Source organism: Kribbella sp. NPDC004138 (genome assembly GCF_053603655.1).
This window is the reverse complement of record NZ_JBSGFZ010000005.1, coordinates 76124-88837: the sequence shown is the minus strand read 5'-3', so window position 1 is coordinate 88837 and position 12714 is coordinate 76124. Positions and strand designations below refer to the sequence as shown.

11 protein-coding genes are annotated in these 12714 nt (G+C 71.1%); 3 read left to right on the top strand and 8 right to left on the bottom strand.

Annotated features, from left to right (window positions below; all coding sequences use genetic code 11):
* Positions 1-21: 21 nt before the first annotated feature.
* From ACWEOO_RS08340 to ACWEOO_RS08305, 8 genes are all read right to left on the bottom strand, one after another.
* Positions 22-1206, bottom strand: coding sequence for a Dyp-type peroxidase (locus ACWEOO_RS08340; protein WP_452142411.1), 1185 nt, complete (start codon positions 1204-1206; stop codon positions 22-24).
* Complete coding sequence (locus ACWEOO_RS08335; RefSeq protein ID WP_452142591.1) at positions 1203-1670, bottom strand: copper chaperone PCu(A)C; 468 nt, start codon at positions 1668-1670, stop codon at positions 1203-1205. The genes ACWEOO_RS08340 and ACWEOO_RS08335 overlap by 4 nt, the downstream gene beginning before the upstream one ends.
* A 49-nt stretch (positions 1671-1719) precedes the next feature.
* Positions 1720-4539 (bottom strand): cyanophycin synthetase, encoded by a 2820-nt coding sequence (cphA, locus tag ACWEOO_RS08330; RefSeq protein ID WP_452142410.1) that lies wholly within the window; start codon positions 4537-4539, stop codon positions 1720-1722.
* A gap of 7 nt (positions 4540-4546) precedes the next feature.
* Positions 4547-5617 (bottom strand): cyanophycinase, encoded by a 1071-nt coding sequence (locus ACWEOO_RS08325; RefSeq protein WP_359929389.1) that lies wholly within the window; start codon positions 5615-5617, stop codon positions 4547-4549.
* Positions 5618-5643: 26 nt separating this feature from the next.
* Positions 5644-7011, bottom strand: a complete 1368-nt coding sequence (locus ACWEOO_RS08320) for a glycoside hydrolase family 16 protein (RefSeq protein ID WP_452142409.1) — start codon at positions 7009-7011, stop codon at positions 5644-5646.
* A gap of 63 nt (positions 7012-7074) precedes the next feature.
* Entirely contained in the window at positions 7075-7956 is an 882-nt protein-coding gene (locus ACWEOO_RS08315; RefSeq protein WP_452142408.1) for a GNAT family N-acetyltransferase, read from the bottom strand.
* A gap of 27 nt (positions 7957-7983) precedes the next feature.
* The gene (gene serB, locus ACWEOO_RS08310; RefSeq protein ID WP_359929383.1) at positions 7984-9201 is read right to left on the bottom strand and encodes a phosphoserine phosphatase SerB; all 1218 of its coding nucleotides are present in this window, start codon (positions 9199-9201) and stop codon (positions 7984-7986) included.
* Between the two features lie 30 nt (positions 9202-9231).
* Entirely contained in the window at positions 9232-9963 is a 732-nt protein-coding gene (locus ACWEOO_RS08305) for a hypothetical protein (protein ID WP_452142407.1), read from the bottom strand.
* 61 nt (positions 9964-10024) lie between these two features.
* On the opposite strand from ACWEOO_RS08305, the gene ACWEOO_RS08300 reads away from it, so the two are divergent.
* From ACWEOO_RS08300 to ACWEOO_RS08290, 3 genes are all read left to right on the top strand, one after another.
* On the top strand, positions 10025-10807 hold the full coding sequence (locus ACWEOO_RS08300) for an ABC transporter ATP-binding protein (RefSeq protein WP_355479411.1): 783 nt from the start codon (positions 10025-10027) through the stop codon (positions 10805-10807).
* A 72-nt stretch (positions 10808-10879) separates the two neighbouring features.
* Positions 10880-11398: an NfeD family protein gene (locus ACWEOO_RS08295; RefSeq protein WP_355690588.1), complete on the top strand. Its 519-nt coding sequence runs from the start codon at positions 10880-10882 to the stop codon at positions 11396-11398.
* Between the two features lie 128 nt (positions 11399-11526).
* Positions 11527-12705, top strand: coding sequence for an SPFH domain-containing protein (locus tag ACWEOO_RS08290; RefSeq protein ID WP_452142406.1), 1179 nt, complete (start codon positions 11527-11529; stop codon positions 12703-12705).
* Positions 12706-12714: the final 9 nt, after the last annotated feature.

Below are 12714 nucleotides of genomic sequence, written 5' to 3'. Positions count from 1 at the left end.
CGAGCGTCGCAGGGTGACAGGTCAGCTGAGAAGTTTCTGGCCGAGCCACTCGCCGGGCCGGAAACCGGGCGGGAGGGCGAAGACGGCGGAGCCGATGGTGGTCGTCCACTCGTTGAGAGCGTCGACGGCGTCCAGCCGGGTCAGCAGCGGGAGGAACTGGCCGGCGATGTCGGCCTGGTGGCTGAGGAAGATCAGGCCGGACTCGCGGGCAGCGCCGGTGTCGTGGACGTAGTTGAGACCCTGGCGGAAGATCCGGCGGCCGTCGTTCTCGGAATGGTGGGAGAGCCGGGCGTGGGCGTTCTGGGCGATGACCGGGCGGCCGTCGGCGTCGCGGGCCTCGAGGTCGAGGTCGTCGTGCTCGGCGGTGCCGGTCAGCGGCGCGCCGGTGGACAGCTTGCGGCCGACGGCGCGTTCCTGCTCGGAGCGGGTCAGCTCGTCCCAGGTGTCGAGGTTCATCCGGATCCGCCGGACGACGAGCGTCGTACCGTCGCGGAACCAGTCAGGGCCGTCGGCCGACCAGACGGTCCGGTCGAACTCCGGCGTACCGAAGGCGGGGTTTCCGGTGCCGTCGACCTGGCCGAAGAGGTTGCGGCCGGTGACCGGTTCGCCGTTCGGGCCGGTGCTGTCCCAGAAGCCGGTCTGCCGCCAGACCGGGGTCGCGAACGGCTTCGCGTCCGCGACCAGCCGCCGGACGGCATGCACCACGCTCACCGCATCGTCCGCGCCGACCATCACCAGCAGATCCCCGCCCGACCAACCGGCCTCCAGCCGGTCGTGCCGCATCACCGGCAGATCGTCCAGCCCGGCCGGCCGCTGTCCGGTCAGGTCGAACACCCGCGGCCCGAACCCGACCGTCACGGTCAGCCCCTTGTTCGCGACCGCCAACTCCGGCGCGGCGTCGCCGGGCGCGGGACGCCCGTCCGCCAGCGCGACGATGTCATTGGTCCACAGCCGCATCAGCCGTCCCAGCCCGGCCCGGTCCGTGGACAGCTTGAATGCCACCAGCTCGGCCGACGCCGGCGCCGCGCGTGCGATCCCCGCCTGATGCGTTCCGTACGGCGAGATCGCCCGCGCCGGAGGCTGCACCGTAGTCCGTTCGGCGCCAACGGCAACAACACCTGTCGCGCCGGCCACGACCCCAGCAGCAGCCAGCCCGCCGAAGCCGAGCAACCGCCGCCGCGAGGGGCCGCTGGTGGGCGCGGTCATCGGGGGGTGGGGTGGTAGTGCTCTTCTTCTTCGGTGAAGGCTTTGACGGGGACTTTGAGGTCGTGGGTGCTGTTGTCGGAGAACTTCAAGGTGAGGGGCACCTCGTCGCCGGGGTTCAGGGGGTGCTTCAGCGACATCAGCATGATGTGGTCGCCGCCGGGGGAGAGGTGGGCGTGGGATCCGGCGGGGACCGTGACCCCGCCGGTCTTCTCACGCATCACCATCTTGCCGTCCTGGGTCGCCATCTCGTGCAACTGCACGACGCCGGCCACCGGTGACGTTGCCGAGGTCAACTTCACGTCGGTGTCGCCGGGGTTGGTCAGCGCCATGAACGCGGCCGTCATCGTGGTGTCCTTGGCGCCGGTCGTCGCCCGCACCCACGCGTCCTCGACGAGTACGCCGGGAGTGCCGGCCGCGACCTCCTGCGTCGCATTCGATCCGCAACCGGCGACCAGGAAGGGCACGAACAACAGCAATAGCCTCGTCTTCACGCAACGGCCAACGAGACTTGCCCTAGGCAAGTTCCCGCGCGGGGTCCTCTGTGATCTCTTCGTCGGGTTGCACAAAGTCCGGGTCGCCGCCCTCGTCACCCGACCGCGCCCCGGCCTGCGCGAGATGCGACACCGATTCGAGCTCGGCGAGCACGGACTGGTGCTGATCGACGCACAACACCACGAGATCGCCCGGGTTCGACCGCTCGAGCGCGAACCGAACCGCCTCGAGCTCGTCGAGGACGACGTCCACGCGCCGGCACCGCGCGCCGTTGTCCATCGCGGCCCGCACCCCGGCCGTGACCAGCTCGGCCGACTCGCCGCGCTTGCGGCCCCGCAGCCGGGCGTCCTCGCGGACCACGACCACGTCGAAGTGCTGGGCCGCGACCTCGCCGAGCTCGCGGATGTCGTCGTCGCGGCGGTCGCCCGCGGTCGCGATCACGCCGATCCGCGACGGCCGCCCGACCTCGGACGACGCGCTCAGGCTCTCGCCGAGCCGGTCGACGAAGTCACCGAGCATCCGCATCGCGGGCGCGTTGTGGCAGTAGTCGACGATCACGCTGCGCCCGTCGACGTCGATCTCGTTCAGCCGGCCCGGCGACAGGTAGTACGACGTGTTGAACGTCCGCAGGCCCTGCCGGATGTCGTGCAGCGGCGCACCCGCCGCGAACGCCGCCGCCGCGGCCGCCATCGCGTTCTGCACGTTCATCATCGCCCGGCCGCCGAACGTTGCCGGCAGCAAGTGGGTCCACGCGAGCTGCATCGACCGGCGGCCGTGTTTGACGACGATCATGTCGCCGAGGTCCGACCGCTCCAGCACCACGGCGCGCCCGCCGCGGCGGCAGTGGCCCTCGATGTAGTCGCGGATCTCGCTGCCCTGCTCGGCCATGCTGAACCACACGACCTGCCCCGAGCACTTGCGCCGCATCTTCCGCACCAGCGGGTCGTCGGCGTTCAGTACGGCGTACCCGGTCCGCGGCACCGCCTCGACGAGCACGGCCTTCACGTCGGCGAGCTGCTCGAGCGTCTCGATGCCGCGCAGCCCGAGGTGGTCGGGCTGGACGTTCAGCACGACGGCCACGTCGTTGCGCTCGTACCCGAGGCCTTCGCGCAGGATCCCGCCGCGCGCCACCTCGAACACCGCGAAGTCGACGCGCGGGTTCTGCAGCACCATCCGCGCGGACTTCGGGCCGGACGCGTCCTGCCGGATCACCAGCCGCTCGTCGATCACGATGCCGTCGGTCGAGGTCATCCCGACCTTGCGGCCCATGCCCTTGAAGACATGGCTGATCATCCGCGAGGTCGTCGTCTTCCCGTTCGTCCCGGTCACCGCGACGATCGGGATCCGGCTGACCGCACCGGGCGGGAACAGCATGTCCACCACGGGTTTGGCGATGTACTGCGGTTCGCCGACCGTCGGGTTGGTGTGCATCCGGAAGCCGGGCGCCGCGTTCACCTCGCAGATCGCGCCGCCGGTCTCGCGCACCGGCTGGGTGATGTCGGGGCAGATGAAGTCGATCCCGGCGATGTCGAGCCCGATCATCCGGGCCGCCTCCTCGGCGATCTCGACGTTCTCCGGGTGCGCCTCCCAGGTCCGGTCGATCGAGATCCCGCCGGTGGACATGTTCCCGGTGAGCGTCAGCTTCACCATCACGTCCTCGGGCGGTACGTCGTCCAGCTCGAACCCCTGGTCGCGGACCAGTTGGCGGGCCGCGTTGTTGATCGTGATCCGGGTGAGGATCTTCTCGTGGCCGACCCCGCGGCGGGGGTCGGCGTTGGTGATGTCGACCAGCTCGGCCACGGTGTGGAGGCCGTCACCGACGACGTGCGCGGGCACGCGCTCGGCGATCGCCTCCATCCGGCCGTTGATGATCAAGCACCGGTAGTCCTTGCCGGTGACGAAGTTCTCCACGATCACGAATCCGCGCCGGGACTGCTCGGCGGCGATCGGGAACGCCTCGCGGACGGCGTCCGCGTCCTGCAGGTTCAGGCAGACGCCGCGGCCGTGGTTGCCGTCGAGCGGCTTGCACACCACCGGGTACCCGATCTTGTGCGCGACCGAGACCGCTTCCTCGACCGTCCGCACCGACTCCGAGCGCGGCACCGGCAGGCCGGCCGACGCGAGCAGCCGGGTGGTCAGGTCCTTGTCGCTGGCGACGTCGACCGCGATCGAGCCGGTCTCCGACGTCATCGTGGCCCGGATCCGCTTCGCGTGCACGCCCTGCCCGAGCTGCACCAGGCTGGCCTTGTTGAGCCGGATCCACGGGATGTCGCGGGACACCGCCTCGTCCACGATCGCCTGCGTGGACGGGCCGAACGCGGTCCGCTCGGCCTGCTTGATGAACTTCTCCAGCTCGGTCGTGAAGTCGAACGCCGGCTGTCCATCCTTCATTTGGGGCTGGACCAGGTTGTTGACGAACCGGACGGCGAGTTCACCCGCCGCGAGCCCGACCGCTTCGTCGGCGTACGCGTAGGTGATGTTGTAGATGCCGGGCGACCCCTTCACCTGCCGGGTCTTGCCGCGGCGCATGTCGTGGCCGGCCTCCTGCTGGAGCTGCAGCGACACGTGCTCGGCGATGTGGCCGAGCCAGGTGCCTTCGTACAGCCGCTCGATGAACCCGCCCTTGCGGCCGCGCGAGCAGTGGTGCTGGTCGAGGCGGGGCAGGTCGGTGAGCAGCCGCTCGGTGAAGCCGGGGATGGTGTTCGACGGGAAGTTCTCCAGCGAGCCGAGGTCCACGACCAGGTGGATCGCGGGGTCGTAGCTCCAGACGTTCGGGCCGCGGTACACGCGGGTCTCGATGATCTTCAGGTCGGGGGCGGGCGTACCTTGGGTTTCGGTCATTGGGGGGTCACTGTTCTGGGAGCGTGCGGTCGGGGGACGCAGGGTGCAGCGGGTCGGCGCCGGCCGCCTGTGTTGGTCTGGTCAGGGGCTCGGTCGCCTCCGGTCTGGATTCCCCGGCCGCGGCAGATTTATTCGCCCGGCGGCCTGCCCGCCGCTTCCGCTCGGCGTAGTACGCCGGTGACACCCCCTCCGCGGCGATCTCCTTCGCGAGCTTGCGCAGGTCCGCCTCGGCGGCCGCGAGCTCGGCGTACTCCGAGGCGGCCGGCTGCGGGCCGTACGACAGCAGCACCCGGTTCTGCAGGTCGAACGTCGCGGTCGCCGGCAGCACGTGCAGGACGACGCCGGACGCCAGGATCGGCTCGGACCGCTTGGCGTTGTGGGCGTTCGACGTGATCCGGGTGCCGTCGAAGATCGTCACGGCGCCGCGGCCGACGACCTCCAGGTGGCTGCCGCGGACGACCGCCGCGGTGTCCTCGTCGACGCCGATCCCGAGCAGGCCGGGGGACTGCGCGACCAGCGACAGCAGCCGGCCGTACCGATTCCGCTGGGCGAAGTGCTGGTCGACGATCGCGCCCTGGACCAGGCCGAGACCCCCGGACAGCTGACTCATCCGCTGCCGCGGAGTGGCGCCGGAGCGGCCGAACGCGATCATGTGCTCGGCCAGGATGCTGGCGCCCGCCGACGTACCGCCGACGGCCGCGCCGCGTGCATGGGCGGCAGTGACCGCGCGGCCGAACGCCGTGCCGGTGACGACACCCGCGAGCTTGAGTTGGTTGCCGCCGGTCATGAAGATGCCGGTCGCGTCGTTCAGCGGGGCGATGAAGGCCGGGTCGTCGGCGTCCTCCCGGTTCTCCGGGCGGACGCCGACCACGCTCTCGGCGCCGAGAGCCGCGAACAGCGCGCGGTACACGTCGACGACGTCGGGCCCCAGCGCGGACGCGGTGGGCACCACCACGATCCGCGCCTTCGACCCGCCTGCCGCCTCGACGAACTCCTGCAGCACCGTCCGCTTCTTCAGCTTGTCCTCGGCGCCGCCGATGGCGAACAGGGCACCCGGCCCACCCTGCAGTTCTGACATAAGCCGAAGAATAGGTGCTAGGTACCTCAGTGGCCGAACGTGAACCAGTTCAGGTTGACGTAGTCGGCCGGCTGGCCGCTGGTGAAGGTGATGTAGACGTCGTGTGTGCCGGTCACCGACGCCATGTTGGCGGGGACGGTGCGCCAGGACTGCCAGCCGCCGGTGTTGGCGATCGCGAAGCTGCCGATCGGCGCGTTGCTGCGACTGTCCAGCCGTACTTGGACCAGCCCGCTGACCCCGCCCGCGGCACCGGACGCGACCCGCGCCACGAACTGCGTCGCCGCGGTACTGCCGAAGTCGATCCCGCGGTAGAGCGCCCAGTCGCCGTTGCCGATCTGCTTCAGGTTCTGGCCGCCGCCGGTGTCGGTCGTGGTCTCCAGGCCCATGCCCGACTGCTGCGCATACGACTCTGCCTGCAGGGTGCTGTACGCCGAGGAGCCGCCCGGCGGCGGTGTCGTCGGGGGAGTCGTCGTGCCCCCGCCCTTGGCGGTCACCGCGACGTAGTCGACGACCATCGGCCGGTCGGGGACGGTCGAGGCGCGCGGCGTCGGCCCGTTCAGCGCGTCCGGGAACGCGCCGCCGATCGCGACGTTCAGCAGCACGAAGTAGCCGGCGTGCGAGGTCATGATCGACCAGGTGTCGGCCGGGAACTGGCTCTGGCTGAGCGAATGGAACTGCTGGCCGTCGACGTACCAGCGCAACTGGTTCGGCGAGACCGACGTGTCCCACTCGAACCGGTACGTGTGGAACGCGGACTGGCAGGTCGAGCCCGGGCACGCGCGGCTGGCGCCGAGGCCGGTGGTCTCGTTGCACGGGCCGCCGGGGTTCACGCCGCAGTGCAGCACGCCCCAGACCGAGTTGATCCCGTTGACGTTCTCCATGATGTCGAACTCGCCGATACCCGGCCAGTTCCAGTAGTTCCCGCGGTACGGCGACCCGAGCGCCCAGAACGCCGGCCAGTAGCCGAGCGCGGCGTCGCCGGTGACGTTCGGCATCTGGATCCGGCTCTCGATCGCGAGCACCCCGCCGGACGGCGGCTTGAAGTCGCCGCGCTGGGTCTCGATCCGGGCCGACGTCCAGTTGCCGGCTCCGTCCCGGCGCGGCGTGATCCGGAGGTTCCCGGCACCGTCCAGGGACACGTTGTTCGGGCTGTTGGTGTAGTTCTGGATCTCGCCGGTGCCCCAGTTCCCGGGGCCGCCCGGGTAGCCGTGGCCGGTGTCGATGATCCAGTTCGAGCCCGACGGCAGACTGCCGCTGGGCCCGTTGAAGTCGTCACTCCACACCGTCGACCAGCCGGCGGGTGGAGTGGGTACGTCGGCCTGCGCGGCGACGCCGATCGAGACGACGGCGAGCAGTGGGACGACCAGGGCGAGTGCGAGGGGGCGGATCCGCATGTCGACCTCCAGGGGCGGTGGATGAGGCCAATGTGAGCGCTCTCACGGCAGTGTGTCAACAGCTCACAGCGCAGTCCGGTAAACCGTCGTGCTGCGGCGGACCGACATCCCGAGCCGCTCGTACATCGCGAGCGCCCCGGTGCCGGAGTGCGTCCAGAGCGTCAGCGTCTGCTTGCCCCGCCGCCCGGCGGCCGCCGCGGCGTACGTGAGCAGTGCCCGCGCCAGCCCGCGGCCGCGGAAGTCCCGCCGGACGGCGACCTGGTCGACGTACCCGTCGGGGGAGTCGGGGAGCTCGAGGCTGATGACGGCGCCGACGATCTCGTCGCCGGCGACCGCGACCGGTGACGCCTCGGGGTCGAAGCTGGCGCGCTCGATACTCGTTCCGGCCCACTCGTCGTACTCGTGCCGCCGCGGCTGCCACTCGTCGAAGGCGTCCTGCACGACCTGGTGGACCGCGCGCGCGTCACCCGGCGCGAACGGTCGCAGCGTCACGCCTTCGGGCAGGACCGGGGCGTCGCCGGTGACTGGGCGTTCGAGCAACCAGTTGGTCGCCAGTACGTCGTACCCGCGGGCGCGGAGCAGGTCGGTGCCGGCCGTGTCTGCGTCGTCGACGGTCTGCGCCAGCCAGTCGCTGCCGTGCTCGCGAGCGCGCGCCTCCGCCCAGTCGAGCAGCTGGGTCCCGAGGCCGCGACCGACGTACGACGGGTGTACGTCGACCTGCGCGCGCCGCCCGCCGTGGACCCAGGCCCAGGCGACGAGCTCACCGTCCGGCGCCTCGATCACGCGGGTGTCGAGCTCGAGGGTGATGAGCGGGCGCTGCAGGTCGGCGGCCACGGCGTCCGGACCCCGGTCGGTCTGTCCGTGCCAGAGCTGCTCGGCGGCGGCGATCAGCCGGTGGATCGCGGGCGCGTCGTCAAGGGTTGCGGGGCGGTGCGTGAAGTCCATGCGACCGATCCTGCCGCATCGTCGTGATCAGGCGGGGGTGTCGGCGTCGGCCGCCTCGACCTCTTCGCGGGTGATACCCAGCAGGTAGAGGATCGTGTCCAGGTACGGCACGCTCAGGTGCGTGTCGGCGGCGGCGCGGACGACCGGCTTGGCGTTGAACGCGACACCGAGGCCGGCGGCGGCCAGCATGTCGAGGTCGTTGGCGCCGTCGCCGATCGCCACGGTCTGCGTCAGCGGCGTACCGGACAGCTCGGCAAACCGGCGCAGCGCGGTCGCCTTGCCGGGCCGGTCGACGATCTCGCCGACAACGCGGCCGGTGAGCGTGCCGTCGACGATCTCCAGCTCGTTGGCCTTCGCGTAGTCGATCCCGAGCTCCGCGGCCAGCTTGCCGGTGATCTGGCTGAACCCGCCGCTGACGATCGCGAACTGGTAGCCGAGTCGCTTCAGCGTCCGGACCAGCGTGCGCGCGCCGGGCGCCAGCTCGATCGCGGCGTACACCTCGTCGAGGGCGGTCGCGGGCAGACCTTCGAGCGCCGCGACCCGGTGCCGCAGCGACTCGGCGAAGTCGAGTTCGCCGCGCATCGCCTGCTCGGTGACCGCGGCGACCTCGGCGAGCCGGCCGGCGTGGGCGGCGAGCATCTCGATGACCTCGCCCTGGATGAGCGTCGAGTCGACGTCCATCACGATCAGCCGCTTGGCCCGCCGGTACAGCCCGCCGTCCTGGACGGCGATGTCGAGCTTCTGCCGGACCCCTTCCTGCGCGAGCACGGTCCGCAGCGCGTCCGGATCGGCGCCGGACACGGCGAACTCCATCGCGGTCACCGGGTAGCGCGCCATCCGGCTGATCCGGTCGATGTTGGCGCCGGTGTCGGCGATCCGCCCGGCGACCGCGGCCAGCCCGGCGGCCGACAGCGGGTGCCCGATGACGGTCACCTGGCTGCGGCCCTTGCGCCGCGGCTCGTTGTCGCCGACGCCTTTCTTCACCGAGATGTCGACGTCCAGGACGTTCGCGAGCGCCTTCAGCTCGTCCTTCAGGTCCTTGTGGTCGCGCGGGGCGGACAACAGCACACCGAGGATCAGCCGGCCCCGGAGGACGACCTGCTCGGCGTCGATCACCTCGAGCCCGCGGGTCGCGAGCGTGGACAGCACCGCGGACGTCAGCCCCGGCCGGTCGGTGCCCGTCAACGTCACCAGCACCGTCGGCCGACCGGCCGCCGCCTTCTCAACCTCACTGAGCTCAGTCATCTCACCCGAACGCTACCCAACCCCCCGCGGTTAGGGCGTGGGTGGGGCGCAGGCGGCGACGAGGGCGCGGCGGGCGGCGGCCGCGAGGCCGAGCAGAGCCCGTCGCCGGGCGTCGGCCTCCGCGCCGGTCACCGCGGCGCCGTCGTCCTCGAGGGCCGCGTCGGCGATCGCGAGGCAGCGGCGCGCGGTCGCGGCGGTCTTCACCGCGCGGGGTTCGTACCCCGGCGCCAGATCGTCGCCGCGCCCGCGCCCGATCTTGCGGATGTCGATCAGCGCGTCCGCGACCTCGGGCTTCCAGCGCGCCACGTCCAGCGCGGCCAGCGACTCGGCCGCGTCGATCAGCGCCATCCGCAGAGCGCGGTCCGCCTCGCCGAAGTCCGCGGGCAGCGGCGACACCGCCGGCAGCACGGTCCACTGCACCGCGGGACCGACGTACGACGGAACCAGCCCGAGCTCCGGCCCGGTCAGGACGACGGCCTCGCCGGTCTCCAGCGCGGCCTCGTTGAACGGCGGCGGCCCGGCCAGGCCGATCGGGTCGCCGGGGATCGGCAGGGCGAGATGCGCCTGCGTCGTCCCCGCGGCGCGCAACAGGTTCAGTGCGACCGGCAGCGTGGCCGGCTCGGGGTGGCCGGCGAGGCCGGCCACGTGGTGACCGACGTCGTCGCCGAGGATCTTCTGCGCGGCGGTGTCGGGATCGCAGGCACCGGTCAGCATCGCGTTCGTCCAGACCGTGAACCGAAGCGAGGCGGAGGTCGTCAGCACGCCCGCAAGTCTCGCACCACCCGATCACCGATCGGCAAGGGCGACCCCTTAGGTTTTGAGCATGACTGCAGTGGTGGAGCTGGCCGGGGTGACGATCGTCCGGGGTGACTCGCGGCTGGTCGACGGGATCGACTGGACGATCGACGAGGCCGACCGGTGGGTGGTGATCGGGCCGAACGGCGCCGGCAAGACGACCCTGCTGCAGGTGCTCGCCGCACAGCTGCACCCGACGTCCGGTGTCGCCGGCCTGCTCGGTGAGGTGCTGGGCGCGGTCGATGTGTTCGAGCTGCGGCCGCGGATCGGCCTGACGAGCGCGGCGCTCGCGGACCGGTTGCCGAAGGGCGAGCGGGTGTCCGACGTCGTGGTCTCGGCGTCGTACGCCGTGCTCGGCCGCTGGATCGAGGAGTACGACGAGCTGGATCACGAGCGGGCCGCGGCGCTGCTGACCGAGCTCGGGATCGGGCACCTGGCCGACCGGACGTTCGGCACGCTGTCCGAGGGGGAGCGGAAGCGGGTGCAGATCGCCCGGGCGCTGATGACCGACCCCGAGCTGATGCTGATGGACGAGCCCGCGGCCGGCCTCGACCTGACCGGACGTGAGCAGCTGGTCCGCTCGCTCAGCGCGATCGCGACCGCGGTCGGGGCGCCGGCGATGGTGCTCGTCACCCATCACGTCGAGGAGATCCCGCCCGGCTTCACCCACGCCCTGCTGCTCAAGCAGGGCCGCATCGTCGCCGCCGGCCCGATGGACGAGGCCCTCACCGCCGAGAACCTCAGCGAGACCTTCGACCTCGCCCTCACCCTGAAGCAGGAGGACGGCCGCTACACCGCCCGCGCCCTCTGACGCGGGATCCCAGCGGGCCGGTGACGCGTCGAAAGATCTGCTGGGGGCCCCGGACGTGGATAGGCTTGGGAAATGATGGATTGGCTGCGGGACAACATGTGGGCGGCGTGGCTGACGATCGCCGCCGTCCTCGGTCTGGCCGAGCTGGCCTCGCTCGACTTCACGTTGCTGATGCTGGCCGCCGGTGCGCTCACCGCGGCCGGGGTGGCGGCGTTCTTCCCGGGGCTGCTCTGGCTGCAGATCGTCGTCGGGCTGGTCACCGCGGCGGCGATGCTCGCCGCGATCCGTCCGATGATCGTCCGGAAGATCCATCACGGCCAGGAACTGAAGACCGGCTCGGCCCACGTCATCGGCCGCACCGGGACCGTGGTGAAGGAGATCCATCCCGACGGCGGCGGCTCGATCCGGCTCGGCGGTGAGCTCTGGACGGCCCGGCCGTACGACGAGGTGTCGACGATCGCGCCGGGGACCCGCGTCGAGGTGATGTCGATCGACGGCGCGACCGCGGTCGTGTACCCGGTCGGCGAACCGCTGCACCACCAGCTCGACGCCACCGAGCCGCCGAAGCCGAACGACCCGCCTCAGGTCTGAGCTGTCCGCGCAGTACTGTCGGAAGTAGGGCGGCAGGCCCTACCCGACGCGCCGGGAACCGGTACGCGGGATGGCCCGTCCATACGGAAGACTGTCCGTCCTGAGCGTTCTGTCGAGTGGAGGGTCGAGTGACCGCGTTCCTCGTAGTGCTGGCATTGGTCGCCTTACTGGTGATCGTCACACTCATCAAGTCCGTCCGGGTGGTGCAGCAGCAGACCGTCGGCATCGTCGAACGGTTCGGTAAGTTCAAGACCGGCCTGCAGCCGGGGCTGAACCTGCTGACCCCGTTCGTCGACAAGGTCCGCTACACCATCGACATGCGCGAGCAGGTCGTCGCGTTCCCGCCGCAGGGCGTCATCACCGAGGACAACCTGATGGTGTCGATCGACTCCGTCATCTACTTCCAGGTGAACGACCCGGTGCGGGCGACGTACGAGATCTCCAACTACATCCAGGCGATCGAGCAGCTGACCATGACGACGCTGCGCAACATCATCGGCGGCATGGACCTGGAGCAGACGCTGACCTCGCGTGAGGAGATCAACGAGAAGCTCCGGTACGTGCTGGACGAGGCGACCGGCAAGTGGGGTATCCGGGTCAACCGGGTCGAGCTGCGCTCGATCGACCCGCCGCCGTCGATCCAGGACTCGATGGAGAAGCAGATGCGCGCCGACCGCGACAAGCGCGCCGCGATCCTCACCGCGGAAGGTATGCGGCAGTCGGCCGTCCTGTCCGCCGAGGGCCAGAAGCAGTCCGCGATCCTCACCGCCGAAGGTGACAAGCAGTCCCGCATCCTCCGTGCCGAGGCCGAGCGGCAGGCCCGGATCCTGAAGGCGCAGGGTGAGGCGCAGGCCATCACCACGGTCTTCAACGCGATCCACGCCGGCAAGCCGGACCAGGGTCTGCTCGCGTACCAGTACCTGCAGATGCTGCCGTCGATCGCCCAGGGCGACGCGAACAAGCTGTGGATCGTGCCGAGCGAGATCGGCGACGCGCTCAAGGGTCTCGGCAGCGCGGTCGGCCAGGTGGCCGGGATCGCGCAGCAGGCCGAGGGCAACTGGGAGGCACCGCAGATCGAGAACGGCCAGGTGCCTGAGCTCGACACCGCCGGCGTCGGCAACGGCTCGGGTGGTGCCGCGGTGGCCGAGGCCGACAACGCCGTCCGCGAGGCGATCGCGGCGGCCGAGTCCGCGGCCGTCAGCAGCCGCAGCCAGGCCGCGCCGTCGGCGCCGGCCGTCCCGCCGCCGGCTCCCACCCAGGACTTGCCGCCGCAGGAGCCGCCGGCTGCTGAGCCGCCGCAGCGCTGAGACGAGCAC